This is a genomic window from Paenibacillus endophyticus (assembly GCF_014192395.1).
GTDB classification, from domain to species: domain Bacteria; phylum Bacillota; class Bacilli; order Paenibacillales; family Paenibacillaceae; genus Pristimantibacillus; species Pristimantibacillus endophyticus.
The window spans coordinates 102533-129135 of record NZ_JACHXW010000019.1; the positions used below are offsets into that span (position 1 = coordinate 102533).

Annotated in this window: 27 protein-coding genes; 20 read left to right on the top strand and 7 right to left on the bottom strand. The window is 49.7% G+C overall.

Going from position 1 to position 26603, the window contains the following annotated elements; genetic code table 11:
• Nucleotides 1-18 precede the first annotated feature (18 nt).
• The 4 genes from FHS16_RS24370 to FHS16_RS24385 are packed head-to-tail and all read left to right on the top strand — an operon-like array spanning nucleotide 19 to nucleotide 5399.
• Nucleotides 19-2283: a hypothetical protein gene (locus FHS16_RS24370; protein WP_183569047.1), complete on the top strand. Its 2265-nt coding sequence runs from the start codon at nucleotides 19-21 to the stop codon at nucleotides 2281-2283.
• Complete coding sequence (locus FHS16_RS24375) at nucleotides 2249-3220, top strand: hypothetical protein (protein WP_183569049.1); 972 nt, start codon at nucleotides 2249-2251, stop codon at nucleotides 3218-3220. The genes FHS16_RS24370 and FHS16_RS24375 overlap by 35 nt, the downstream gene beginning before the upstream one ends.
• A 33-nt stretch (nucleotides 3221-3253) precedes the next feature.
• The gene (locus FHS16_RS24380; protein ID WP_183569051.1) at nucleotides 3254-3766 is read left to right on the top strand and encodes an A24 family peptidase; all 513 of its coding nucleotides are present in this window, start codon (nucleotides 3254-3256) and stop codon (nucleotides 3764-3766) included.
• Nucleotides 3767-3797: 31 nt separating this feature from the next.
• Entirely contained in the window at nucleotides 3798-5399 is a 1602-nt protein-coding gene (locus FHS16_RS24385; protein ID WP_183569053.1) for a DUF6382 and FHA domain-containing protein, read from the top strand.
• A 2-nt stretch (nucleotides 5400-5401) separates the two neighbouring features.
• On the opposite strand, the gene FHS16_RS24390 is transcribed toward FHS16_RS24385, so the two are convergent.
• The 3 genes from FHS16_RS24390 to FHS16_RS24400 form a co-directional block, all read right to left on the bottom strand.
• The gene (locus FHS16_RS24390) at nucleotides 5402-6304 is read right to left on the bottom strand and encodes a TIGR01777 family oxidoreductase (protein ID WP_183569055.1); all 903 of its coding nucleotides are present in this window, start codon (nucleotides 6302-6304) and stop codon (nucleotides 5402-5404) included.
• 26 nt (nucleotides 6305-6330) lie between these two features.
• The gene (locus FHS16_RS24395; RefSeq protein ID WP_183569057.1) at nucleotides 6331-6831 is read right to left on the bottom strand and encodes a LytA/YqiH family protein; all 501 of its coding nucleotides are present in this window, start codon (nucleotides 6829-6831) and stop codon (nucleotides 6331-6333) included.
• Nucleotides 6832-6988: 157 nt separating this feature from the next.
• A complete protein-coding gene (locus FHS16_RS24400) occupies nucleotides 6989-7426 on the bottom strand; it encodes a DUF2621 domain-containing protein (protein ID WP_183569059.1) in 438 nt (145 codons plus the stop codon).
• A 100-nt stretch (nucleotides 7427-7526) separates the two neighbouring features.
• Between FHS16_RS24400 and FHS16_RS24405 the strand changes: the two genes are divergently transcribed.
• The 5 genes from FHS16_RS24405 (at nucleotide 7527) to FHS16_RS24425 (ending at nucleotide 12916) form a co-directional block, all read left to right on the top strand.
• Nucleotides 7527-8657 (top strand): deoxyribonuclease IV, encoded by a 1131-nt coding sequence (locus FHS16_RS24405; protein ID WP_183569061.1) that lies wholly within the window; start codon nucleotides 7527-7529, stop codon nucleotides 8655-8657.
• 54 nt (nucleotides 8658-8711) lie between these two features.
• The gene (gene purU, locus FHS16_RS24410) at nucleotides 8712-9614 is read left to right on the top strand and encodes a formyltetrahydrofolate deformylase (protein WP_183569063.1); all 903 of its coding nucleotides are present in this window, start codon (nucleotides 8712-8714) and stop codon (nucleotides 9612-9614) included.
• Between the two features lie 157 nt (nucleotides 9615-9771).
• Entirely contained in the window at nucleotides 9772-11790 is a 2019-nt protein-coding gene (gene tkt, locus FHS16_RS24415; RefSeq protein ID WP_183569065.1) for a transketolase, read from the top strand.
• A gap of 49 nt (nucleotides 11791-11839) precedes the next feature.
• A complete protein-coding gene (ppnP, locus tag FHS16_RS24420) occupies nucleotides 11840-12157 on the top strand; it encodes a pyrimidine/purine nucleoside phosphorylase (protein WP_183569067.1) in 318 nt (105 codons plus the stop codon).
• Between the two features lie 237 nt (nucleotides 12158-12394).
• The gene (locus FHS16_RS24425) at nucleotides 12395-12916 is read left to right on the top strand and encodes a DUF420 domain-containing protein (RefSeq protein ID WP_183569069.1); all 522 of its coding nucleotides are present in this window, start codon (nucleotides 12395-12397) and stop codon (nucleotides 12914-12916) included.
• A 55-nt stretch (nucleotides 12917-12971) separates the two neighbouring features.
• Here FHS16_RS24425 and tatC read toward each other — a convergent pair whose 3' ends face one another.
• Nucleotides 12972-13721: a twin-arginine translocase subunit TatC gene (gene tatC, locus FHS16_RS24430; protein ID WP_183569071.1), complete on the bottom strand. Its 750-nt coding sequence runs from the start codon at nucleotides 13719-13721 to the stop codon at nucleotides 12972-12974.
• Nucleotides 13722-13745: 24 nt separating this feature from the next.
• Entirely contained in the window at nucleotides 13746-13982 is a 237-nt protein-coding gene (locus FHS16_RS24435) for a MerR family transcriptional regulator (protein WP_183569073.1), read from the bottom strand.
• Between the two features lie 337 nt (nucleotides 13983-14319).
• On the opposite strand from FHS16_RS24435, the gene FHS16_RS24440 reads away from it, so the two are divergent.
• The 3 genes from FHS16_RS24440 to FHS16_RS24450 are packed head-to-tail and all read left to right on the top strand — an operon-like array spanning nucleotide 14320 to nucleotide 16781.
• The gene (locus tag FHS16_RS24440) at nucleotides 14320-15924 is read left to right on the top strand and encodes a flavin monoamine oxidase family protein (RefSeq protein WP_183569075.1); all 1605 of its coding nucleotides are present in this window, start codon (nucleotides 14320-14322) and stop codon (nucleotides 15922-15924) included.
• 47 nt (nucleotides 15925-15971) lie between these two features.
• On the top strand, nucleotides 15972-16541 hold the full coding sequence (locus tag FHS16_RS24445) for a RidA family protein (protein WP_246431937.1): 570 nt from the start codon (nucleotides 15972-15974) through the stop codon (nucleotides 16539-16541).
• 48 nt (nucleotides 16542-16589) lie between these two features.
• Nucleotides 16590-16781 (top strand): twin-arginine translocase TatA/TatE family subunit, encoded by a 192-nt coding sequence (locus tag FHS16_RS24450; RefSeq protein ID WP_114383389.1) that lies wholly within the window; start codon nucleotides 16590-16592, stop codon nucleotides 16779-16781.
• A gap of 119 nt (nucleotides 16782-16900) precedes the next feature.
• Here FHS16_RS24450 and FHS16_RS24455 read toward each other — a convergent pair whose 3' ends face one another.
• On the bottom strand, nucleotides 16901-17794 hold the full coding sequence (locus tag FHS16_RS24455; protein WP_183569077.1) for an NAD(P)-dependent oxidoreductase: 894 nt from the start codon (nucleotides 17792-17794) through the stop codon (nucleotides 16901-16903).
• Nucleotides 17795-17962: 168 nt separating this feature from the next.
• Between FHS16_RS24455 and FHS16_RS24460 the strand changes: the two genes are divergently transcribed.
• The 8 genes from FHS16_RS24460 to FHS16_RS24495 all read left to right on the top strand — a co-directional run bounded on the left by FHS16_RS24460 (nucleotide 17963) and on the right by FHS16_RS24495 (nucleotide 25357).
• On the top strand, nucleotides 17963-19312 hold the full coding sequence (locus FHS16_RS24460; RefSeq protein WP_183569079.1) for a glucose-6-phosphate isomerase: 1350 nt from the start codon (nucleotides 17963-17965) through the stop codon (nucleotides 19310-19312).
• A 36-nt stretch (nucleotides 19313-19348) separates the two neighbouring features.
• Nucleotides 19349-19981 (top strand): YigZ family protein, encoded by a 633-nt coding sequence (locus tag FHS16_RS24465; RefSeq protein ID WP_183569081.1) that lies wholly within the window; start codon nucleotides 19349-19351, stop codon nucleotides 19979-19981.
• Nucleotides 19982-20270: 289 nt separating this feature from the next.
• Nucleotides 20271-21032, top strand: a complete 762-nt coding sequence (gene cysT / locus FHS16_RS24470) for a sulfate ABC transporter permease subunit CysT (RefSeq protein WP_183569141.1) — start codon at nucleotides 20271-20273, stop codon at nucleotides 21030-21032.
• Entirely contained in the window at nucleotides 21032-21829 is a 798-nt protein-coding gene (locus tag FHS16_RS24475; RefSeq protein WP_183569143.1) for a sulfate ABC transporter permease subunit, read from the top strand. The genes cysT and FHS16_RS24475 overlap by 1 nt, the downstream gene beginning before the upstream one ends.
• Nucleotides 21830-21832: 3 nt before the next feature.
• Nucleotides 21833-22897: a sulfate/molybdate ABC transporter ATP-binding protein gene (locus FHS16_RS24480; protein ID WP_183569083.1), complete on the top strand. Its 1065-nt coding sequence runs from the start codon at nucleotides 21833-21835 to the stop codon at nucleotides 22895-22897.
• A 34-nt stretch (nucleotides 22898-22931) separates the two neighbouring features.
• Nucleotides 22932-24002 carry a sulfate ABC transporter substrate-binding protein gene (locus tag FHS16_RS24485; protein WP_183569085.1) on the top strand — a complete coding sequence of 357 codons (1071 nt, stop codon included), beginning with the start codon at nucleotides 22932-22934 and terminating at the stop codon, nucleotides 24000-24002.
• 318 nt (nucleotides 24003-24320) lie between these two features.
• Nucleotides 24321-24632 (top strand): DUF1806 family protein, encoded by a 312-nt coding sequence (locus tag FHS16_RS24490; protein ID WP_183569087.1) that lies wholly within the window; start codon nucleotides 24321-24323, stop codon nucleotides 24630-24632.
• On the top strand, nucleotides 24629-25357 hold the full coding sequence (locus FHS16_RS24495) for a PIG-L family deacetylase (RefSeq protein ID WP_183569089.1): 729 nt from the start codon (nucleotides 24629-24631) through the stop codon (nucleotides 25355-25357). Before FHS16_RS24490 ends, FHS16_RS24495 begins: the two co-directional genes overlap by 4 nt.
• A 4-nt stretch (nucleotides 25358-25361) precedes the next feature.
• Here the strand turns inward: FHS16_RS24495 and FHS16_RS24500 are convergent, their stop codons facing one another.
• Nucleotides 25362-26519 (bottom strand): acyl-CoA dehydrogenase family protein, encoded by a 1158-nt coding sequence (locus FHS16_RS24500; protein WP_183569091.1) that lies wholly within the window; start codon nucleotides 26517-26519, stop codon nucleotides 25362-25364.
• Nucleotides 26520-26603: the final 84 nt, after the last annotated feature.

Genomic DNA, 26603 nt, shown 5'->3' on the forward strand with positions numbered 1-26603 from the left:
TGGAGGTGAAGAAAGGTATTGGCCGCCAAGATAAAGTCATTAAAGGAAACAGGCTGCAATAGCGGTTTTTTCTTTCAAGAAAATGGAGCGGTAACCGTTTTTTCTGTCATTGTATTATCCTCCCTGCTGTTATTTTTTTCTCTGCTTATTGATTATGCGCGCATTGCAGTTATGCACAAGCTGGCAGAGGATGCCGTTCGTTCAGGTGTGCGGTCTGTTCTCTCAGCCTATGATTCCACGCTTTACGAGCGATACGGATTGTTTGGCCGAGGCGGCACTGAAGGTCAATCGATATTCTCAGATGCATTGACAGCCAATACGGATGAGTCGGCGCGGTTTACGGAGCCTGGAATGAAGCTGGTTCGGATGAAGGTAGACAAAGCTGCCTTGCATCCTGCTTCGTTTTTGGGGAGCCATGAAATCTTTGCAAGGCAGGTATTGGAGGAAATGAAATATAAGGCACCCGTTGATTTTACACTGGAGCTAGCTGCTAAGTTTATACCGATAGCTGGAGCAATGAAGGAATCATCCATTACCATCAGCCTGCTCGAACGTATGCGCATGCTGTATGAGCAGCGCGAAGCACATCTAATCCGCGTGCTTCAAGGGCAAGAGCTAGCTGCAGCGGCAGTGAGGGACAGCGGGATAGCTGCGATGATTCCGGTTGAAGCAAGCATGGGGACGATACCTGCTGATACTGCCTTAGGCATCGCAGGAGCCTATCCAGATTATGCAGCCATAGCAGCTATGCAGAGCCAGCTGTCTGAGTCGGAAGGGAATCAGGAAAAGACAACGCAAATGGAAGCCTATGAAGAGTCAGTGAGAGGGTTTGCATCAACACTAAAGCGGGGCGGAAGAGACGTGCTTCAACGCCACACGAAGCTGCAGGAGGATGCCTTTAAAGAGCTAGAAGCTGCTAGGATGCTGAATGAGCAGATGCAGCAGCTTGCCAGGGAAGCGAACCAGCAAGCGACTCAAGGCGGATATGATGCGGTGTCGAGAATGGAAGTGCCGGGAGCAGTTAAGCATGAGGTTCCTGCCGATGCGGCATCTGATCTGGAACAAATAAGGAAAACAGCGGATGAACTGGTTTTGAACGATGAATGGTTTGCGGAATACCGGCAGGAGCTTGAGGCGCAAGGATCATCCGCCGCTGCGATTGATATGGAGACAGGCAGCTTCCAGACGAGCGCTATGGCTTCACTGATGAAGCCAGTCCAGATTCAGTCGGCAGATACCTTGTTAGAGGGTGCAGCGAGCCTCCGCCTTGCATATGGCAGCTACAATGAAAAATATATCCAGCCCGCTGTTATTGTGGCAAGCAGAAGAAATGCCCTTGAACACGGCGAGATTAAAGAGAAGCTAAAGCAGCAAGAGAAGCAGTCTGAGTCATTGTGGAAACAGGCTCGCAGCCTGCTTCACGGACTTACTGCAATTCCGCAAACGGAAGAGCACCAGCTTGTATTTGAACAGATCAAACAGCTGTACAATGCCAATCTTCTGTTTAACGAGAAAGGGAAGGAAGCTTCTTTCCCGGATACAGCAGGAGCTGCAGAAGGGGCTCATGATGCTTCCGAGCAATCTGCTGCGTTCATGGACGGTTTGTTCTCGGGCATGGCCAGTATGCTGGCGGATACAAGAGATGATTTGTTTTTCGGAGAATATGTTCTGGGCAGGTATGCTTCGTTTGCGCCTCAGCATCTAAAGGCGATGTTGACCGGTGGGGATTTGTCAGAGCTGTCGCATGCTGTTTCATTCAATAACCAAGAAGCAGAATACATCATTTATGGCTTCCACAATCCGGTGGGGAATATTGCTGCTGCATATGGGGAGCTGTTTGCAGCGAGGCTGTCTGTGCGAACGATGGAGGGGTTAATGGAAAGCAGGACACTTGGGCATCCCTTGCTCATTCTATCTGCAGCTCTTATTTACGGCTTGGAGAAATCGATAGAGGATCTAATAGCGTTCACCGAACGGGGGTCGGCGCCATTGTCCAAATATGTGAAGCTGGAGCTATCTTACCAGGATTATTTAAGGCTATTTATACTATTGCATGGTGCAAATGACAGCTCTAGCTTAGCGCGGATGATTGCAGTCGTCGAGCATAATAGCGGGACGATATTGTCAGCTGTTCCGAGCGGCGTAACGGGAGAGGCTGAGCTGTCTGCGGAGCTCTGGTTTGTGCCTGGCTTAATGGGCGCACTCGGCAATCTTGGACTTCTGGATGGAAAGGTTGAAGGAAACCGCTATGAGACTACGCAAACAATCGGCTGGTCATATTAGGCTTAGCAAGTTAAGGGAAGAGCAAGGCTCAATCGTTGTAGAAGCAGCTTTGGTGATGCCGATGGTTATTGTGGTGCTGGTGGTGTTTGTGATGCTCATCCGTTTATGCGCGGTGCAAATGGCTCTCCACTCGGCGGCCGCGCAATCGGTCCGGCAGATTGCGGCTCATATTCATCCTGTAGATTTGGCCTGGCAGCAAGCTGCTGCTCAGGCTCCTTCTCTACCCGAAACATTGGTTACGCTGGCTCCTTGGAACGAAGTAGCAGCGGAGGCTTCGGAATGGCTGCCATCTCCGGCAGGCCCTTTAATAGCCGCTACGCTTCGAGGAGACTTTCAACCTCTCCAGAATATGGCGGCTACACAAATCGGGCAAGCCGTCATTGCACCGCTGATTAGGAGCTTTACCGATGCTGCTATTATAGATCCGGCTCGTGTAAGGCTAAGCTGGCTTTCGCTGCCCGATTTAACCAAGAGCAATGAGCCGTATTTATCCATCGAGGTAGAATATGATTTTCCTTTAAAGCTGCCATTTTTGGGAAAGCCAATCGTACTGAAAGAGCAAGCTGCGGAGCGTGTTTGGTTAAGTGATGCTGAGCATGCAAGATATGGCATTGAAAATGGGGATCAAGCAACCGTTCCGATCCAAATCGTGGCGATTGAGCCTGCACCGCTGCGACCCGGCAGGAAAGCCTCCGTAATCGTGAAAACAACGCCTGGAGCGGCAATCTCTCTGGAGGTTACTTATAAAAGCGGTTCTAGCAAAGCGAAGCATTTGGGGGAGGCCGTTGCTGACTCAGAAGGATATATCAAATGGACCTGGCATGTTTCTGGGAATACAACGCCTGGTATATGGGAGCTTGCTGCATCAGAGGCTGGCCGTGCAGATAACCGGATATCTATGCATTTCGTCGTGGAGAAAAACAGCGGCAGCAGCTAACTGAATGATAGGCTGCTGCAGAAAGGGGCTTGAATGGACTTTGTTCCGACAACAGCAATTGCCCTGCTTTTAGTGTGGGCGTTTATTACGGATTTGAAGTCGCAGATTATTCCCAACTATCTTACGCTGAGCTTTTTTATCGGCGCGTTTATTTACCATATTGCCTCAAATGGAATGGCTGGAGTGGGTACGGCAGCTGTCGGAACGCTTGTTGGTTTTATACCGCTGCTGCTCCTTCATATCGCCAAAGGCATCGGCGCAGGAGATGTGAAGCTGTTCGGAGCATTAGGCGCATGGGCGGGAGGAGTATTGGTTCTGCAACTAATGTTTTATGCGATTCTGTACGCGGGGATAATCGGATTTATTGTTCTTGCAGTTAATCGTGCTTTTGGGAAGCGGGTTGAGGCAGGAGTCACTGCTATTCTCACGCCAGCATCGGGGTGGAGAAAGCCAGAGTGGCTGCGATGGGCAAACTCAGGCAAAAAGTTTCCATTCATGCTTGCGGTAGCGCCTGCTGCTGTTACCGTATGGACGATTATCAATTAAAGCTGGATGCTTGGGAGGAGAGAATATCGCCATGCAGCATTTTCGCATTGATTTTGCAATGAATCAAGGACATGAAATGATGATTGACCGTGAAAGCGGGATATACAGAAGTGAGCTGGACGATATTGAGCTCCAAATGCTTCGGAATGAGCAGATTCCCTATTTGCTGCACATCGATTGGCTTGAACTGGATGCTAGAATTACTTTTCGTTATAGGCTGTCGGGCAAAAGAATGCTACTTCATCGGCTGCAGCAGAAACCCCTCGCAATGGAGGAATATTATACTCTCCTTCTTGGTGTTGTGGATGCGCTCTATGGATGCAGGGACTATATGCTGCGTCCGGAAGGCTGTCTCCTTGATGAGCAATTTATTTTTATTGGAGAAAAGCTCCATGACATTGCTCTTGCCTACGTGCCTATTAAGGCTGACACGAACGCTCAGGCAAAGGGAGCGGGTGATCTTTTGTCATTGGTTGTACGCTTCACTTCCTATATCGATCGAATAGATGGCGAAGGCTTGAAGCGGGTGCTGCATCATTTAACGGGGAAGAAATGGCCCTTGGAGGAGCTTCGTTACACGCTGCTCGATTTAATTGGTGGTATCCCTAATCATCAAAGCGGCTCTGTGCAGCAGCGAGAAATACAGCCTGTAGGGAAAGTACCGTTTCCAGAAAAGCAAGCACAAAATATGTTCGGACAGAGTGTCTCTTATCCGAATGGGCATTCTCAAATAGCGCAAGAACCGAAGCAGCCAGCCGTAAAGTACGCAGAGCCTTTGCTTGAGCCAAAGCTACACATGGATGCCTATCAACAGCATGCGGTCTCAAATGAATTTGATTTGGAATTCATGAAGGAATCGGATTCGGTTTCGGAGTCGGAACCCGAGTCAAAAGGGAAGGGAAGGTGGATTGGAACTGCAGCACTTCTTGTTGCGGCAGCCTGTATCTGGCGCTATGTATACCTCGCTTCACCAACCAAGCAAAGCTTGCTTCTGTGCGCGGGAATAACATTGCTCCTGCTGGCTTTTTCTTTATGGTTATGGAGAAATGGATGGGATCGGAAGGTTGGTTTGGAAGACTTGGAGGATGCGAACCAGCAGCCTTATTATGAGCCGGGAAAGTTTAACGGTTCTGAACATTTAGTCATAGCGAGGGAGCATGAGAACTCGAACATAAGAGACATTATGGAATCGCCTATGGAAGCCAGCGCGGTGAATCAGGCTGCGTCGCTTCATGTCGTTGCTGCCAAAACGATTTACCCTAGCGTAGACCCTACAGTGTGGCTGAGTCCGGACCAAGAGCAGCTTGAGCTTCAACATTCATCTGCTTTGTGGCTTCAAAGAAGATTGGACGGTGAACGAACAAGGCTGGAGCTGACGGAATGCAGCTTCAAAATCGGCCGTATTGGCGAAAAGGTAAGCTATGCGGATCATGCTAACGGAATATCGCGTCTTCATTTGGAATTAGAGTATGCGGAAGGGCATTACATGGCAAAGGATCTGGGGTCAAAAAATGGAAGCCTGCTGAATGGACAAGTTATGGTCCCCTATAAAAGCTACAAGCTGAATATAGGAGACATTGTCCAATTAGCAGGCGAGCAGGGACCTGCTTATGAGCTGAAAGCTGGGAAATGAGGTTACCTGCCTCCGACTAATTCATTCATCGCGCTGTCTACCGTTGGATACCGGAAGGTAAAGCCGTGTTCAACGGCCTTTCGTGGGAGGGCACGTTGGCCATCCAGCAAAAGCGTCGACATCTCGCCAAACAAGGTACGCATCACAAAAGCGGGAACAGGGAACCAGTGAGGTCTGCCCATGGCTTTGCCAATTGCCCGCCCAAATGCATCATTCGTTACAGGATCTGGCGAACAACCGTTTATCGGGCCGTTTATATCATTATTGTCTAGAATGAACAAGAGCATTCTGGTCATATCGGTTAGATGAATCCAAGAAAGCCACTGCTTCCCGCTGCCGATTTTGCCACCGCCGAATAAGCGGTAAGGCATAGCCATTAATGGGAAAGCTCCTTCCTTCTTGTCCAGCACAACGCCTACCCGGAGCTTTACCAGTCGCTCGGCAGGAATGCTGTCTGCAGCAAGCTCCCACTTCTGCACCACCTCTGATAGAAAGTCCGTTACATTCGTAGCACTTGTTTCATCGAAGCTTCCATCCGCAGAAATACCGTAAGCCGAAATGCCAGAAGCATTCAAAACGAGCGGCGGTTTATGCTTTAGCGATTGCATAAGCTTGGAGACGCGGGCTGCTGCCGTCGTTCTCGAATCCATTACACGCTGCTTGGCAGCGGTTGACCAGCGTTGATTAATAGATTCGCCTGAGAGATTAACGATCGCATTGACTCCTTCCAATAAAGAAGGCGCAGCCTCTAGCTCGTCCCAGGTCAACCTGTTCAGACCTGGGCGTTTTGGCTCGTTCTGCGAATGGCTTCTCGATATAATCCATACCTCGTCATTTCTATTCAGAAGCGCTTCTTTCAGAGCGCTTCCGATAAAGCCAGTCCCTCCGGCAATTGCAACCCGCATTCCCACTCGCTCCTTCGTTAACCTCGTTACTTCACTTCCTCGATTTTCACAAGCCAGTTCTGCTTGACGGTATCATCGCCTTCAATCGATTTTTCCGTATACTCAAACTTGACATTCGCGTCATCAGGCAATGCTTCAAGCTGGCTTTTGAATTCATCGGTTATTTGCAAAGGTACGGCGCCTGCCGCTGTTTCAATCTCTATAGAGTGCGAGTCGATTAGACCGCTGTATTTGCCTTCATTCACCTTTATTGGACCAGCCGGTGCTTCAGTTGGGCTTTCGTTGTCTGCTGTAGCGGTTGGCTCTGCTGTTGGTTCGGGCTCCGATACATCGGGATCGAGCACACCGCTTTCTTCGGGTAAATCCGTTACAATCGGAGATTCCTCCACGTTTCCTGGTTGATCATTTCCGGCAGCGGGTTTGTTGCCATTGGCACCGCCGCATGCTGCCGTCGCGAGCATCACTGCTAAAAGAACGGCTCCTGCTGCTGCTTTTTTGCTTTTTTTGCGTCTTGATGAGTTCATCATGAGAACCACCTCCTGCTTGTTATAACGGAATGGATGCTAGTTAGGTTACATTTTTATATTTAACCGTAATGCTGCAGCGTGACGCAAATGTAATGAAAGGATGTCTGTCGGTCTGAAAAATATAAATGAGTTTAAGCCGCAAAGCTGCGGCTTAAACTCATTTATTAAGTAGATGCTTATAGGGAGCGTAGTCAATCCCTTGACGGTCAAGGAAGGTAACTAGGCTGCGGTAATCACGTTTTGGAGTGGCTCGTATGTAGCCTTCGATGCAATGCGCGCGAGTAACGGATGAAGCGCCGTGCTCGATCGCAACCTGGCCGATTTTGGCAGCGATTGAATGCTTGGCTATATCGCGGAATGCAGTCGGAACCGGGGATACAAGCTCGTCGAGCAGCGCCTTGGAATCATCGTTCCACATGCTGCGGCTGCGTTCCACCCAATAGTTCTGCCAATCGAGCTTGGACTTGCCGTCCCGCATCGGAAGCACCTTGAGAAATTTGCGAAACATGAAAAACCCGCCAATCGACATGGCGCCAACCATGACGACCGCCCAAAAAACGATGAAGTACATAAACCAATCGGGCGCAACTTTCATACTTGTCTTTCACCTCAATAATGAATTATACCGTATTCCTAGATTTATTTCGACATTCCTTGTAAAATAAGGTTTGATAACCGAAAGGGGCGTAAAATTTATGTTGAAAATAGGTTCCCATGTATCATTTTCGGACAAGGGGCTGCTGACGGCAGCACAGGAAGCCGTATCGTACGGCTCAGGCACATTTATGATTTACACCGGCGCGCCTCAGAATACGAGAAGAAAGCCGATCGATAGCTTATATATTGAAGAAGGCAAGGCGCTTATGGAGCAATCGGGCATCAATGAGATTGTCGTCCATGCGCCTTATATTGTAAATTTGGGCTCCTACAAGGATTCGACGTTCGAGCTTGCGGTTTCCTTCTTGCAGGAAGAAATTCGCAGAACCGATTATATCGGTGTTCGTAATATTGTCCTACATCCGGGCGCTTATACGGACAAGGATGCCGAGTTTGGCATAGCGCGCATAGCTGAGGGTTTGAATGAAGTGCTTGCGGGTACAAAAGAAACCAATGTGAATATCGCACTTGAGACGATGGCCGGCAAAGGGACGGAAATTGGGCGCAGCTTTGAAGAGCTGGCAGCTATTATTGACAAGGTACAGGATAATCATCGCCTGACTGTATGTATGGACACCTGCCATATGCATGATGCGGGTTATGATCTGATCCATGACCTGGATGGCGTTCTGGAGCAGTTTGACCGTTTGGTGGGACTTGACCGAGTAGCCGTCGTTCATGTCAATGACAGCAAAAACGCTCGCGGCGCGGGAAAAGACAGGCATGCTCCGATCGGAGCCGGCTGGCTAGGGCATGACGCGATCTCCCGTATCGTGCATCACGAAGGCCTCAAAGGGCGCCCGTTCATCCTTGAAACGCCATGGATCGGCAAAGAAGACAAAACGGAAAGGCCTATGTATGAAGTGGAAATTGCACTGCTAAGCGACAACGGCAGAAGCCGCCTTGGCGAACCTTTCTTCGAGGACGTTGAGCGCCTTCACCATTTCTTTGGTAAGCAGGGTGTTGATCCGAGAGAATACGTACTGTCAGCTTGGGATGTCCTGAGAACGGATGCGAAGGCCAAGAAAGCCGATCCTCGCGAGCCGATGGAGCGACTTTACGATCTTGTCGTTGCTGGCGAAGCGCTACCTGAAGGTCTTACCGAAGAACAAATCAACCAGCGTATTACGGCTTGGTTTGGCGGCAAAGAGCTGCTGGCCAAGATCTAATTATAAAGAGTTCGTACATTCATTTATATTGCTGTGAAAGGAAGTTAGGAGTCCATGTCATCACAATCCAACCCGCCAGAGGTTCAAAACGGGGCCGGCGGAAAAAGCGGTCGCGCACGAATGCTAATCTCGTGCCCGGACCGCTCGGGAATCGTAGCGGCCGTTTCCCATTTCTTATATGAGCACGGCGCGAATATCGTTCAATCGGATCAATATACCATGGATCCGGAGGGCGGCATGTTTTTTATCCGTTTTGAATTTGACCTGAATGATCTGGAGAAGGAGCTTCCGGTGTTGGTTGAAGATTTCGCCCGGGTAGCCGACCGCTTTGATATGAAATGGCATACCTTCCGCGCGAGCCGCAAGAAAAGGCTTGCCGTGTTCGTATCCAAAGAGGATCATTGTCTGCTCGAGCTGCTGTGGCAGTGGAAAGCAGGAGATCTGGATGCAGATATCTCCATGGTTATCAGCAATCACCCGGACATGCGGGAGCTCGTGGAATCGTTCGGTATCGAATACCACCATATTCCGGTTACGGCTTCAACGAAAGCAGAAGCAGAACGCAAACAAATGGAGGTTGTAGCGGACAAAGCGGATATCATTGTTTTGGCCCGTTACATGCAGATCATTTCTCCTAAATTTATTGAGCAATTTCCTAACCGCATTATTAATATACATCATTCCTTCCTGCCTGCATTCGTTGGCGGAAAGCCATATGCGCAGGCTTATACGCGCGGCGTAAAGATTATTGGCGCTACTGCGCATTACGTAACCGAGGAGCTGGATGGCGGACCAATCATTGAGCAGGACGTTCAACGCGTCAGCCATCGCGACAATGTGGATGATTTGAAGCGGATTGGCCGGACAATCGAGCGTGTCGTACTCGCCCGTGCGGTGAAATGGCATATTGAAGATCGCGTAATCGTGCATCATAATAAAACGGTTGTATTCAATTAGCTGTATTTTTATGCGTTACACTTAATCTTTATGATGGAAAACAAGTATGCAGAGTGATACAATATTCAAAGTTATTGCGTACTGGTATGACGTTGTATCGTTAATGAGAAACCATATAACGAGACGAAATTAGATTAGACTATAGGAGGAAATTGGAATGACGGTTACACAAAAATCAATTGAACAGCTATCCATCGATACGATCCGTACACTAGCGATCGATTCGATCGAGAAAGCAAAATCAGGACATCCTGGCATGCCAATGGGAGCTGCTCCAATGGGCTACCAGCTTTTTGCAAAAAATATGAAGCATAACCCGGCAAATCCGACATGGATTAACCGCGACCGTTTTGTTTTGTCTGCGGGTCATGGTTCCATGCTGCTTTACAGCCTGCTTCACCTTTCGGGCTATGATCTTCCGCTTGAAGAGCTTCAAAACTTCCGTCAATGGGGTTCTTTGACTCCGGGACATCCTGAGTTCGGCCACACTGCTGGTGTAGATGCGACAACTGGACCGCTTGGACAAGGTATCGCGATGGCTGTTGGCATGGCGATTGCAGAAGCTCAGCTTGGCGCTACTTACAACAAAGAAGGCCATGATCTGATCAACCACTTCACATACTCCATTTGCGGCGATGGCGATTTGATGGAAGGTGTTTCCCACGAGGCAGCTTCTTTCGCAGGTCACCTTCAGCTTGGCAAATTGGTTGTTCTATATGATTCAAACGATATCTCGCTTGATGGCGAACTGAGCCTTTCGTATTCCGAAAGCGTTCAAAAACGTTTTGAAGGCTACGGCTGGCAGGTTCTTCGCGTAGAGGACGGCAACGATCTTGCTGCCCTATCCCAAGCGGTTGCCGAAGCGCAAGCCGATTTGTCCAAACCGACATTGATCGAAGTTAAAACGGTTATCGGTTACGGAAGCCCGAACAAAGGCGGAAAAGGCGGACATGCCGGTCCTCACGGATCACCGCTTGGCGCTGACGAGACCAAATTGACAAAACAAGCGTATGGCTGGTCGGAAGAGCTTCAATTCCACGTGCCTGACGAAGTTCGCGCTCATTTCGCAGATGTGAAAAGCAATGGCGAGCAAGCAAACGCGGCTTGGGATGCGGCATACGCAGCCTATAAAGCAGCTTTCCCTGAGTTAGCTGCTCAGTTCGAGCTAGCTATCTCCGGCGCATTGCCAGAGGGCTGGGATGCTGACCTTCCTGCATACAAAGTAGGAGACAGCGCGGTTTCGACTCGCGTCGCTTCCGGCAACGCGCTAAACGGGCTTGCCAAAAACGTGCCTACGATTTTCGGCGGATCGGCTGACCTTGAAAGCTCGACAATGACTCACTTGAAAGGCTTGACGCAATTCAAGCCAGGCAGCTACGACGGCCGCAACCTGTACTACGGCGTTCGCGAGTTCGGAATGGCTGCTGCAATGAACGGTATTGCCCTTCATAGCGGCTTGAAAGTATTCGGCGGTACGTTCTTCGTATTTACCGATTACCTTCGTCCTGCCGTTCGTCTTGCCGCATTGATGAAGCTGCCAGTCGTATACGTGCTTACGCACGACAGTATCGCTGTCGGCGAAGACGGCCCTACGCATGAGCCGATCGAGCAGCTTGCTTCGATTCGTATTATCCCTGATCTTACGGTAATTCGTCCTGCTGATGCGAACGAGACTTCCGCAGCATGGGCTTATGCGGTCCAGAACACAGGCAACCCGGTTGCCCTCGTTTTGACTCGTCAAAACCTTCCGATTCTTGAAGGTACGGTTGAAGGCGTTCACGAAAACATTCGCCGCGGCGCGTATGTTGTATCGGATGCAGAGGGCGGCAAGCCGCAAGCTCAAATCCTTGCAACAGGTTCTGAGGTTCAACTTGCGGTTGCCGCACAGAAGGCTTTGGCTGAAGAGGGCATTCAAGTTCGTGTCGTCAGCATGCCAAGCTGGGATCTGTTCGAGAAGCAATCGAAGGAATACAAAAACTCCGTTATCCTTCCTGAGGTTAAAGCTCGCCTTGCGATCGAAATGGCTCATCCGTTCGGCTGGGAGCGTTACACGGGAGATCAAGGCGATATTCTTGCCATTGACCGTTTCGGCGCATCCGCACCTGGCGATCGCGTAATCAAAGAATACGGCTTTACCGTTGAAAATGTTGTTAGCAAAGTGAAAGCATTGCTGTAATAACGGCTCACAGCTTAACATCTGACAGATAAGGGAGATCACAACAACCATGTCTCAATTCGATAATGTATCTATCGTCAAGAAGGCTAACGTCTACTTCGACGGTAAAGTGACAAGCCGCGTTGTATTATTCGCGGACGGCACTAAAAAAACACTCGGCATTATGCTGCCGGGCGATTATGAGTTCGGTACGGATTGCGTAGAAATCATGGAGATTCTCGCAGGCGATTTGAAAGTGCTTCTGCCTGGCGAGACCGAGTGGATCCACATTCAAGGCGAAGGCGAGTTCCAGGTGCCTGCGAACACGAAATTCAAGCTACAGGTTGCTGAAGTATCCGACTATTGCTGTTCGTACATTTACGAGTAGGCTTAATTGGATTAGAGTAGAGGCCCTCCCGCAGGCGGCGATCATTCGCCTGCGGGAAGGCCTATTTTTTTTGCAGCACAAGAGCAAGCCTATAGATGTACCGGGATCGAAAATTCGATTTTTCGTGACATCTAAGCATTAAATCAAATTGATTTGAACCATGCAAATCGGATATGGTTAATACAGAAGGATGCGTCCGCGGTTTAAGCCTGGGCGCGCTTATAGGAGGCTGACAGCTTGAAGGAAAAAAACGTAGGAACCCTCGTTGCGATTTTGTCATTGGTCTTGGTAGCGATCATCACGGTCTTGTTCTTTTTGCCGGCTTATGACGGTGAGATCGGTTTCAATGTGTTGCTATTGCCGCTGCTTAACGCGATTTTTAATTGCTTTACCTTTATAGCGCTAGTTATTGCGTTAATTGCGATTTTGAAAAAAAACGTTCGCATTCACCGCGCGTTTATCGGTGCTGCTTTCACGTCAACGACATTGTTTCTCGTATCCTATGTCACCTATCATTATTTAACGGAATCAACCACATACGGCGGGGAAGGCGCTCTGCGTTCCATTTACTTTTTCATTCTGCTTACCCATATCCTGCTGGCGATCGTAGTCGTGCCGCTTGCCCTGCTCTCCGCCATTCGGGGCCTGCAAATGAAGGTGGACAAGCATCGGAGGATCGCAAGGTGGACGATGCCGATTTGGCTGTATGTCAGCCTTACAGGCGTAATCGTATATCTAATGATTTCACCTTATTATTGAGGAAGTAATGAAGGCCGCCGGGATTGTCCCGGCGGCCTTCATTGCTATACACCCCTTATGCGGCCGCGTTTGCGCCTTCAATAAGCTCCTGCCTCTTGCGGTACACGCTACGTGACAGGAAGACGCTGATCTCAAAGAGTACGACAAGCGGGATCAAGATGATAAAGGCGGAAACAAAGTCCGGCGGTGAGATCACGTTAGCTACGATAACGAGGATGAGATAGGCATATCGCCGCGATTTTTTAAGGCGATCAGGCGATAAAACGCCAATTTTGGTCATAAACATAACGAATATCGGAAGCTCGAAAGCGATGGCGATCGGCAGGATAATATTAATCATAAAACGGAAGTACTCGTTAATGCCATAAGTTTCGACAAGATTCAACTTCTCCGATACATTGGTGATGAATGTGAAACTCATCGGCAGGACGACATAGTAACCAAAGCCTAGTCCAAGAAGAAGGCATACAACACTGTAAGGGATATATCGTAACGCGGCGCTTCGTTCATGCTGATGAAGTCCTTTCTTGACGAAGCCCCAAATTAGATAAAGTGTAACTGGAAAAGAAGCAGTGCATGCGAATACGAGCGCAACGCTCATATACATACGGATTCCGTCGAAGGGTGAGAAAACATTCCATTCGAGCGTTGAAGCAGGCGGTGTGCTTTTGATATAATCGAGTATCATTGGTGATACGCCAATTCCGACAGCTGCGAAAACAGCGAATACGGAAAAAATCCAAATGAGCAGTTTGCGAAGCTCGACGATATGCTCTAATAAGGGCATAATCGTATTTTTACTCATGAAAATGCACTTCCTTCCTCCGAATTAGGAACGCATAGGTTGGCGAGAAAATGTCTTACGAAGCTCGAATGTATGGAAACCGTCTTGAATCTTCGTGTGAATCTCTTTAAGAATGTCCACATCCTCGAAAGAAAACGTTCTGGCTCCTCCTCGCGTCCGATCAGGAAAGATGAGCTGCTTCTCCTCGTAATAACGAATTTGCCTCTCTGTTAAGCCGGTTAGTTCGCACACGGCTCCAATTCTAATGACTTTAATACTCATTGCATCGCCTCCTGGAGCAATAGAAATGGTTGAGTGCTAGATTTAAAATGATAGATTCAGGTTATATATTCTAACATTAAACCGATCTTGATGGAGATTTTAGCAGGGTGAATATAAGTTTACAATGGTCTTAAGGGACTAAGACTTTGATTATGAAAATAAAATTCTAAATAATATATACAGGATAATATAACTATAATTGATTTCTTTATGACTATTAAAAAAGAGATAAATATAATTTATGTTAGTTTTTCTAACATAATAATAGAATTGATTCTATCAGTCGTGATATCTTTTCGTTGTGATACATACAAAGCCGACGAATGGAGTGAGCGGAATGGAGTCGACGAAAACGCCTAGCGAGATTTCCAGGCGGCAGTTTCTTACTACAGTGGGAAAGCTAGGTGGAGGAGCAGCGGTATTCAGCGTAATGGGTACACTGGGGCTGCTGTCACCGGAAACATTGAAGGCAGCAGACTACGAACCGCCGGACGGGAACGAGCTCTCGATGAGCAAGAAGGGAGGCAAAAAAATTATTATTTTAGGCGCCGGCATCGCAGGGATGACCGCCGCTTACGAGCTGGGCCAAGCTGGCTATGATTGTACGATTCTGGAAGCACGCGCCCGTTCGGGAGGACGCATCTGGTCTGTGCGCCGCGGGACAACGGTCGCTGAGCTTGGAGCTTCGAAGCAAGTCGCGCGCTTCTCTGACGGCTTGTATTTGAATGGAGGCCCCATGCGTATTCCGCAATTCCATGTCACGATGGAGTATATTCGGAAGTTCGGCATTCCAATTGAACCATTCAACAATGTGAATGACCACGCTTATTACTATAACGAGGAAGTAGGCGAGCTTTCCGGCAAGAAAATCAGAAAGCGCGAGGCAAAAGCGGATGTTCGCGGTTACGTTAATGAATTGATGGCTAAGGCGGTTAATCAGAATGCGCTGGATCTGCCGATTACTGCCGAGGAGAAGGAGAAATTGGTAGCCTACCTTCGCTCGGAGGGAGGATTGGATGCCGATTTGTTCTACAAGGCTTCCTCTCGCGGCGGTTACAAGGACGAGCCGGGTGCAAGGCTTGATGCCGGGGTGATAAGGGATCCATTCAACATGAAGGCCATTCTAAATTCAGGCTTCGGCAATTACTTCAGCAGCGAATACGGCTATGACCAGCAAATGATGATGTTTCATCCGGTAGGCGGGATGGATACGATCTCTAATGCGTTCGAGAAAAGGCTGAAGGGCAAAATAAAATTCAACTCTGAGGTCATCGAGATCAAGCAAAGCGGCAATGGCGTTACCGTACTCTATAAGGATCTCGCTTCGGGCGAGGAGCAAAAGATCGAAGGCGAGTATTGTATTTGCACGATTCCGTTGTCTGTGCTGAAATCAGTCAAAGCCGATTTCTCTCCGGAGATGAAAAAGGCGATTGACAGTATCGGCTACGCATCTGCAGGTAAGATCGGATTGCAGTTCAAGCGCCGATTTTGGGAAGAGGACGAGCAAATTTACGGCGGCAATACGCTGACCAACATGGATATATCGTCAATCTATTACCCGCCTACAGGCTATATGCAAAAGAAAGGACTGCTGCTAGGCTATTATGCATTCGGCGGAAATGCAGATAAGCTGGGCGAGATGTCCTATCTTCAGAGGGAAGCACATGCGCTGCAGCAGGGCGCGAAAATTCATCCGCAATATCATAAAGAATTCGAGGCTTCATTCTCCATAGACTGGAAACGTATCAAATATAATCTAGGCGGCTGGGTATCGTACTCGGGTGACCAGCGTACGACTGTTTATCCGACACTCTGCAAGCCGGACCGCAGAGTTTATCTTGCTGGTGAGCATATCAGCTATATTACGGCGTGGATGGCAGGCGGTATCGAGTCGGCCCGTGCAGTCGTAACCGATATTCATCAGCGCGTTATGAAAGAGTAGCAGGTAGAGTTCATTCAGTTTGTGAACATAGAGGAGGAATGCTGGATATGAAAATGAAGATAAAGCTGAAGCGGAATACGAAAATCGCAGTCGCAGCAGCCATGTTGTCATGCTTCTTGGGTGCGTCCGTCTATGCCAGTGCTTTGACCCCTAATAAATTGTCTTTAACGCCGGTAAACGAGCCTGAATTCTACGGAAGTCCGAGCTCGTCTATTGCAAGCGCGGTGGCTTTGCCGGCGGCGGCAGCGACGTTCTCGACGAGCGGCACTGTCCCTCCGCTGCTGAACAAGGAAGGCAAGACGCTATATGAGCGATACGGAGATACGGAGAAGCAAGGGGAAGGCATCCTTCTAAATATTGAGAAACAGCTTAAGGAGCAAGGGCTAGGCTTAAAGGATGTAATCTATTTAAGGGTATATATTACGCCTGACGCAGCCAAGAATAATGAATTCGATTATCAAGGTTGGTTTAATGCCTATGCGAAGTTTTTCAATACAAAGGAAAATCCAATCAAGCCAGCGCGTTCCACGGTAGGTGTAGCGGGGCTGGTCAATAAGGATTGGCTGATTGAGATCGAAGCAGTGGCCGCTTATCCGATTCCCCATAATCAAGATTAGTCTTTGAAGCTTGTTCGCGATAAAAAGAAGAAATGGAGATGATGATTGATGCTTCAAAGTATTGGTTTACCAGGACTTATTATGATTCTTGTAGTGGTATTGATCATTTTCGGACCATCCAAGCTGCCCGAGCTCGGCAGAGCGGTAGGACGAACGCTGCATGAGTTCAAGTCGTCTGCCAAAGAGCTAGTCGCCGAAACGAAGGATGATGTTATTGAGAAGCAAGAGGTTGCGAAGTAGCGGAAACCAAACCCATGCATGAATGCATGGATGACCTCATAATACGATGGGTTGCCTTGAATGTAGATTTAATTACATTCGGGGCAACCCATTATTCATGCAAGCGCCTTTTGAAGCGCCTATCCTTTATGTCCAAGCTTGCGGCCGATCCACTGCTCGTATGCTTGGCCTACGCTGGACATATCGAGCGCGCCAAGGCCCATCGCATCACCTACTTGGAATAAGCTTTTGGAAGCTTCAAGCAGCGGCGTAGGTACGTTAAGGCTGTCCGACAACACGGATGAGAGCCGGAGATCCTTCAGCATGAGCTCAAGCGAGAATTGGACGTCATAGTTGCCTTCAAGCAGCTTCGGCCCTTTCATCTCGGCTGCTCTGCTTGCCGCTCCGCCGGATTGGACGAGCTCGACGAACGCATGGCCGTCAATGCCGCCGCTTGCTGCGATAGCCATTCCTTCCGCAAGTGCAACTACGTTAATGCCGACGATCGTATTATGCGCTAGCTTTGCGATGGATCCGCTGCCATTTGGTCCCATGGGGATGACCTTTCGGCCCATAGCAAGCAATATATCCTCCACCTCGCCAAGTCGATCGGCATTCCCGCCTACCATAAAGACGAGCGTTCCGTCCACGGCAGCCGGTTTGCTGCCAGTGACTGGGGCATCGAGAAAAGCTGCACTGCGCGCCTCTGCTTCGGCCGCAAGCTCCTTTGCCAGCGTAGGCGAAATCGTGCTGCTGTCGATGAGGGTGACACCGCTGCGAATGCCTTCGAATATGCCATTCTCGCCAAAATATACCTCGCGAATAGCGGAGTCGTTGCTAATCATCGTAATGACAACATCCACCGAGCCGGCGACTGCAGACGGCGATCCCAGCTCCGTTGCTCCCAGCGCCAGCAAGGAGTCAGCCTTGCCAGCTGTTCGATTATAGACGGCTACTTCGAAGCCCTTACGCAATAGGTTCGCTGCCATTCCGAGCCCCATAACGCCCAATCCGATAAATCCGACCTTTTTCATAAAGAATTCCTCCGCTCCATCTTGTTTTTTATTTGATTATACAGATTCTTCATCAATATTTCATTCTTTGTTGCTTGTTTTTATAAGGTAAATCCGATATTGTAGAGGCTAAGTTGAAAAGCATTATCAAGGCTTTGGTTCACAACATTTTAGGAGGTTTACACTTACATGAGCAAAACAGTTCAGTTTGACTACAGCAAAGCGCTGACTTTCATTGGCCAGCATGAAATCGATTATTTGACGGAATCCGTTCGTCTTGCGCATGAGCAATTACATAACGGGACAGGCACTGGCTCGGACTACTTGGGCTGGATCGACCTTCCTACTAACTATGATAAAGAAGAGTTTGCCCGCATTCAACAAGCTGCCGAGAAAATCAAATCGGATTCCGAGGTACTGATCGTGATCGGAATTGGCGGTTCCTACCTAGGCGCGCGCGCAGCAATTGAGGCATTGTCCCACTCTTTCTATAATATTCTGCCGCAAGAACAACGCAAAACGCCGCAGGTTTTGTTCGCAGGAAACAATATCAGCTCGACATACGTGACCCATCTTCTACAGCTCGTTGAAGGCCGCGACTGGTCGATCAACGTGATTTCCAAATCGGGAACAACGACTGAGCCGGCTATCGCATTCCGTGTATTCCGTGCCGCGCTTGAGAAGAAATACGGCAAAGAAGAAGCTCGCAAACGCATATATGCGACAACGGACAGCGAGAAAGGCGCATTGAAGAAGCTCTCTTCGGAAGAAGGCTACGAATCATTCATTATTCCTGACGATGTAGGCGGCCGTTACTCGGTGCTTACGGCTGTAGGCTTGCTGCCGATCGCGGCTGCCGGCATCAACATTGAGGCAATCATGCAAGGCGCTGCTGATGCATCCAAAGAATACAGCAATCCTAATCTTGCCGAGAATGAAGCGTATCAATATGCAGCAGCCCGCAACGCGCTGTACCGCAAAGGCAAAGCAACAGAAATCCTCGTCAACTATGAGCCTTCCCTGCATTTCGTATCGGAGTGGTGGAAGCAGCTGTTCGGCGAAAGCGAAGGCAAGGATTTCAAAGGCATTTTCCCGGCGGCTGTCGACTTTTCGACGGATTTGCACTCCATGGGCCAATTTATCCAAGAGGGCAACCGGAACATTTTCGAAACGGTTATTCAAGTCAGAGAAGTGGCCGAGCACATTTCAATCGAGCATGACGAAGCGGATCTGGACGGCCTGAACTTCCTTACAGGAAAAACAATGGACTTCGTCAACAAAAAGGCGTTCGAGGGCACGCTCCTAGCGCATACCGACGGCCAGGTTCCGAACTTCATCGTAAACATTGCCGACATGACGCCATACACGTTCGGATACCTAGTTTATTTCTTCGAGAAAGCTTGCGGAATCAGCGGCTACCTGCTGGGCGTTAACCCATTCGACCAACCAGGCGTAGAAGCGTACAAAAAGAATATGTTCGCGTTGCTTGGCAAACCGGGCTTCGAGAAAGAAAAAGCCGAGCTGGAAGCAAGGCTGTAAAAAGCCGCTCCCATCGGCATGCAGGAGTCATCGCCAATGCTGGATAAATATAGGACGGTCAGGCAGCAGGCTAATGCCGAGATCGTCATTAAGAAATCCCGGTTCATCGGGCATGCGAAGCCGGTCGAGACGGAAGAGGAAGCCGTTGCCTTCATTAATGAAATCAAGCAGCTGCATAAGCAGGCGACGCATAACTGCTCGGCTTATATGGTAGGCGAGCGCGATCAGTTCCAGAAGGCATCCGATGACGGAGAGCCGAGCGGAACGGCGGGCAAGCCGATTCTTGAGGTCATCAAGCACAAGGGGCTCAAAAATGTCGCCGTCGTCGTAACCCGTTATTTCGGCGGTATTATGCTTGGGGCAGGCGGTCTCGTGCGTGCCTATACGGACGGCGCGGTTGCCGGTATCGAAGCGGCTGATGAGATCGTCAACGTGCTTCATAGAGAAGTTTTTGTCGATGTGGACTATACGTGGTATGGGAAGCTGGAGAATGAGCTGCACAGCAAGGGCACGCGCGTTGGCGGGACGGATTTTACGGATCGGGTTATCGTCCGCTGCCTGCCCGAGAAGCCTGATGCAGAAGCATTTGTAGCATGGATTACGGATCTCACCCAAGGGCAAGCGATTATTGCCGAAGGTGAAACCGTGTACTATATCGAAGGTGAATAAACGGAAGAGGAGCATCAGCATAAGCTGGTCTCCTTTTTTTTTGCATACAGGTCAAGAGGAAATGAAAAGGCTATAAAAAAATGCTATGAAAGCGATTAGAATTTCTAAATTTTTGATTGACTTAATCCCAGTATGGATGCTACATTATTAATACCTAGTAAATTAATAGGAATTATGTTTTTACTTGTTTTGCTACACCTACGGCACGAGCCGATGGTCTGGAGGTTAAGTCACAGTGAATGCTTTATTTCGTGGGAAAGGATGGAGCTTCGGCTTTCGGAGCGCCATTATGCTTTACTTTATTATTCTAATCGTATTACCTATCGTTGGCATTTACACGCAATCCTTTTCGCTTGGATGGACCCCTTTTTGGGAAAGCATTTCCGATCCGCTCGCTTGGAAAGCCGTGCTGCTGACCGTGAAATTAGCCGTTATCGCAACGCTGCTGAATGTGTTTCTAGGCACGATGATCGGCTGGGTGCTCATTCGTTACCGATTTCCGGGACGACGGTTTCTCAATAGCTTGGTTGATCTGCCGTTTGCATTGCCGACTGCGGTTGGCGGGCTTATGATTTTGCTGCTTCTGGGGCCTAACAGCTTCGTAGGCGGTTTAGCAGAGAAAATCGGCATCGAGATCGTATTCCATGAGCCGGCGATTATCGTAGCAATGCTGTTTGTAACGTTTCCTTTCGTTATCCGTGCCATTCAGCCGCTGCTGGAGGAAATGGACAAATCGGAGGAAGAAGCGGCTTATACGCTAGGCGCTTCCCGGGCAAAGACGTTTTTTAGCGTGATCTTTCCTACGATGCTGCCTGGTATTCTGAGCGGAGCGATGCTCGCCTTCTCTCGCGGTATTGCGGAGTTTGGCGCAGTTGTACTCGTTGCGGGCAATATTCCGGGCAAGACGCTTATCGCATCCGTTTATATTTTTGGAGAAATAGAAAGCAGTAATCCGCAGGGCGCAGCCGCCGTATCGGTTATGCTCCTTACGTTATCCTTCCTTATTCTATGGACGGTCAACCTCATTCAAGGCAGGAGGGGCGGCCAATGATGAGAAGGCTATGGATTACGTTAACTTATATCGTATTTGGTTTATTGCTCATTGCCCCGCTAATCAAAATCTTCACAGGCTCATGGGCAGAAGGCTGGAATGGCTTTATTGAAGGCATTACGAGGCCGCAGTCGCTGCATGCGCTGATGATGACCGGGATAATCGTTGTTGTGGTTACCGTATTGAACACGGTATTCGGGATCATGCTGGCCATGTATCTCGTTCGGGCGGAGTGGATAGGACGACGGATCAAGCGCCTGCTCAACAGCTTGGTCGACTTGCCTTTCGCCGTATCGCCGGTTATCGGCGGTCTGATGATCGTGCTTATGCTCGGACCAAACACGATTATCGGCACGATGTTCGAGGATGCAGGCATCAAAATCGTATATGCGCTGCCGGGCATGATTCTGGCTACCTTGTTCGTGACATTCCCGCTCATGGTGCGCGAGGTGATGCCTGTGCTGCAGGAGATCGGCGCGCAGCAGGAGGAAGCGGCATCTACGCTAGGCGCGTACTCTTGGTATACATTCTGGAAGGTGACATGGCCATCCATCCGATGGGGCGTCATCTATGGCGTTGTATTGACGGTAGCGCGTTCGCTTGGGGAATTTGGCGCGGTGCTCGTCGTATCGGGCAACATTATGAATAAAACGCAAACGGCTACAACGCTAGTTTATCAGGATGTGGAAAATTTCAACGTTGTTGCCGCCAATGGCGTAGCGCTCGTTCTTGCGGCATTTTCCGTGGGACTGCTGCTGCTGATGGAATGGGCGAAAAAACGAAAGGAAGTGCATTAAGCCATGCATATTGAAGTACGGAACTTGAACAAAAACTTTGGCGACTTTCATGCCGTTAAGGACGTAAGCTTTGAAATCGAAAAAGGTCATCTGATCGGCTTGCTCGGACCGAGCGGCGGCGGTAAAACGTCCATACTTCGTATGTTGGCGGGGCTTGAGTCCCCTTCCTCCGGCGATATTATTTTCCATGGAAAACGCGTAAACGACCTGCCTCCGCAGGAGCGGGGCATAGGGTTCGTATTCCAAAACTATGCGCTGTTCAAGCATATGACGGTATACGACAACATCGCATTCGGATTAAAGGTGAAGAAGCAGTCGAAAGAACAGATTAGAGAGCGCGTCATGTATTTGGTGGAGCTTACCGGTCTTAAGGGCTTCGAGCACCGCTACGCCCATCAGCTCTCCGGGGGACAACGTCAGCGCGTAGCATTTGCAAGAGCGCTTGCTCCCGAACCTCAGCTGCTGCTGCTCGATGAGCCGTTCGCTGCCATTGATGCCAAGATCCGGACAGAGCTTCGCACGTGGCTGAAGGAAATGATTGAGCGAGTGGGCATCACATCTATTTTCGTTACGCATGACCAAGAGGAAGCGATCGAGGTAGCCGATGAAATTATGATTATAAGCAAAGGCAAGCTGGAACAAAAGGGAAGTCCTTGGGATATTTACAAAAATCCAGAAACGCCTTTCGTCGCAAGCTTTATCGGCGAATCAACGATCGTCGACAATATTTCGCAGCTTAAGGGCTTTGAGGATGCGGCGAGCCGTCCCGGCACGAAGGCACTCATCCGTCCCGAGTATATTGAGATCGGCAAGCCGGGGGAAATTCGACTAGCTTCCGCAACGCTTCCAGGAAAAGTGAAGCATCTGCATTTCCGAGGCAGCGAGTGGATGGTCGAGCTGCTTGTCGGCGATACGAAGCTCATCACGTACCGTTCACTAGAGAAGGAAGTGCTTCATCCAGGCGACGATGTGAGCGTGCTGGTGCACCGTGCCTATCTATTCAACGACAATGACAGCTGGATTGCAGAGAATACATTGAAGGTTGACCCGATGCCTATTCATATCTAACCAATAAGCGACGTAGAAAGAGTTGTATGCGAACATGAAAATCAACCTGGTAACAAGTCGGCGCATATTTGTGCTGCTTCTGGTCTCTGCACTGCTGCTTCTCGCAGCAGGCTGTGGCAAGGATGAGCAGACGGATGGCAATGCGGCCGGGTCTACCGTACAGGACGGCGATGTAACACTTGTAATCGGTGCATATTCCGTTGTGAAGGATGCTTTTGCCGAACTGCTGCCTGCTTTCAGAGCCTACTGGTTCGAGGAAACAGGCCAAAAGGTGGCATTCCAGGAGTCCTATGAAGCTTCAGGTACACAGGCTCGCGCGATTGCCGGCGGTTTTGAGGCGGATGTCGCAATTCTGGCGATGGAAGGCGATTTGGACAAAATAGCAGATGCTGGATTTATTTCGCATGATTGGAGAGCTTCTGAGAGCGGCGGCATGATTACGAATTCGATCGTCGTGCTCGGAACTCGCAGCGGCAATCCGCTTGGGATAAAGGATTGGGACGATTTGACGCGGAAGGGCGTTAAGGTGTTATATCCCAATCCCAAAACCTCCGGCGGAGCGCAATGGGACATCAATGCGATTTACGGCGCCGGACTGAAGCAGTCGGAAGCAAAGACCGGAACAAAGGACGAGGCGTACGCCAAAAGCTTCCTGAAGTCCGTTCATGCAAACGTAGAGTCTCTCGATAAAAGCGGGCGCGCCTCGATGGCTGCGTTCGAATATGGAGTCGGCGATGTCATTGTGACCTATGAGAACGAACTGCTGGCACGTATTAAAAAAGGCGTTGATTACGATATTGTCGTGCCGAAGAGCACGATTCTTATCGAGAATCCGGCAGCGATCGTAGATAAGAACGCGGATAAGCATGGCACTCGCAAGGTTGCCGAAGCGTTTATTGCTTATTTGCACACCGAGCAGGCTCAGCGGATATTTGTCGAGAACGGCTTCCGCGCTGTGGACAAGAAGATTGCGGCAGAAACGAAGGATCGTTATGCGGAACCGGAGGGGCTGTTTGATATTTCATATTTGGGCGGATGGCCTGAGGTTAGAAAAAATCTGTATTCAAAAAAAGGCATTTGGTATCAGGTGCTGGCTGATTTGTAATCATGCTTAACTACACGAGAGCTCCTCGGGCCACGGCCTGAGGAGCTTTCTGCATAACATCGCTTGGAAACAGATCATCGTGCTGGGGATAGCTGTCGTTCATCGGATCCTTAAGGATGACGACGGCTTTTCATGTTGTAAGGTTTTGTTCAAATATAGGAAAGTATATGATTTTGCCATCCTTTCTCTATATTTCTCGGAATGAAACGCGCTGCGCCGCCAAAGGACGGCGACAGCCGTTTCACCTTGGTGAAAACAGAATTCCCATGCTAAAATATAAAGAAGCTATCTATTTAGTAGAAGGAGCATGAAGCGAACATGGACCATATAGACAAGCAGAAACTGCAAGCGGCATTTGCATTATTTCAAGCTCAAGACGTCTATTTGCATAGCGAAGCGACATCATTCGTATTCGTGCGGAATTTCAAAGTGCGGCTGGAAGAGGCCATGATTGCAGGCGATGGTCCTTATCGGGCAGCTCTGCGCTTCGATCAAGCAGGCTGGATTCGGGCCGAGGGCCTTACCCATTACGAGCTAGCAGCTGACGGAAAGCTTCTGTTAGCCGGTTATGACGAAAGAGGCAGAATGAATGTCGCTTTGCAGCTAGGAAAGGAGCCGTTTCCGGAATGAGTAGAACAACTGAGGGAGCAAAACGTACAATTCTTGCCGTATTCGCTCATCCAGACGATGAGTCGTTTATTTGCGGAGGCACCCTGGCGAAGTATGCGAGTCTGGGAGCTGAGATTACGCTCGTGAGCGCTACGCGCGGAGAAATGGGTCGGCGTATGGGAAACCCCCCTTATGTCAATCGGGAAACGATGCCGGATATTCGCGAGAAAGAGCTGAGGAAGGCTTGCGAAGAACTAGGGATTCAAGAACTGATTTTTTTTGACATACGTGACAAAATGGTCGAGTTTTACGATTCGGAGCGCTTGATTGAACGGATCGGCGAGCTTATGGAGGCTAAGCAACCGGATGTCGTTCTGACCTTTCATGAAACACTGGGCGGCCATCCCGACCATTGTGCGATCGGGAAAGCAACGTCCGAGGCATTCCGCCGAGCTCAGCAGAAGGGCTCCCTTTTTTACATCACCTTTGGCGATGCAATGGAAGCACCGGAGCTATTCGGCTATACGAAGCAGGATGTCGTGCGAATTGACGTCCGCGGGCATTTGAAGGCCAAGCTTGCCGCTTTCCGAGCGCATCGCTGCCAGACGGAGATCGATGAATGGGTGTGGCTGCCTGACCGCGAAGCGCTTGCGAAGCTCGGCGGGCATGAATATTTTTTAGCCGGCAATCGAAGCGTTGAGCCGCTCGTTTTCAATGATTTATTCCAAGCTCGGCTGGACCGTTAAAGCGTTAGCGCTGCTCGTTCAAAGCACCCGCTGCGAGTGTTTGCAGCACGGTATTGTCCATTGGCGGATTATGCAGGCCAGCCCGCACATCGCGGTAGTAGCGCTCAAGCGGCAGGCTTCTGGATAAGCTTGACCCGCCGACGATTCGCATGGCGATATCGACTATCTTAACCGCATGATTGGTAGCTACATATTTGGCTAAGCCTAACTCTGGCCGCAGATGGGGACGATTTGCCGGTTCACGGTCCCAGCGTCCGGCTGCTTCATAGAGAAGGGAACGAGCCGTCCGCAGCTCGATTTCCATCTGTCCGATCGACTGCTGGACGGTCGGAAGCTCTGCTATGGGACCTTGCAGGTGGTTAGGACGATAGGATTGCGCGAAGGAAATTGCAAAATCCCGCGCGGCAAGCGCAATGCCGATGTAGCAAGCCGGAATATGCAGGAGCCAGCCTCCTCCGTCATCTATCCCTTTGCCTGCCAGTCGATGCTCGTCCGCGGCGAAAACTTCATTTAACACGACATCATGACTGCCTGTGCCGCGCATGCCAATCGTATCCCAGGTTTCATGAACCGTTACGTTTTCGTTCTTGAAAACGAGGAAATCAGCGGTCGCTTCCTCCTCGGGCATATAGGCCGTTACGACGAAGCGGTCAAGTATCGGCGACAGCGTACTGAACGTTTTGCGCCCGGAGATGAGCCAGCCGCCTTCCGTTCGGATTGCCGTCGTTTCGGGCTTGCCGCCGCGGCTAGGGCTTCCAGACCCAGCTTCGCTGGCGAATGTATTGATCATGGCGCCTTTCGAGACGACGTCTCGGCAGAGCTCCGCGAATAGCGGCTCGGGCCATTTTCGCGTCGTTCGGAGATGGAGCATCTGGCCCAAATGCCAGCCAACGGCGAGTGCCGTTGATCCGTCGCCGTAGGCGAGTCGTTCTTGCTGGGTGACGAGCTCGTGCAGCGATAGTTCGTTACCGCCATACTCAGCGGGAACCGTGAGCTTCAAATATCCGTCCTCCAGCAGGTCGGCGAAATTGTCATGAGGGAAGCTGCCTGCCCGGTCATGCTTCTCCGCTCTTGCGGCAAAGCGAGCAGCAAGCTCAGCTGTTTGATCGGCCAGATGCTGTTCTTCTGCACTGCGTATGTATTGGTCGATTAATCGTCCCATCTATATGCACTCCTTATATTTTCGATAAATGCTTACTGTATAGGAATAGACGATAGTGTGCGGATAGGAATAATAGTACCATAG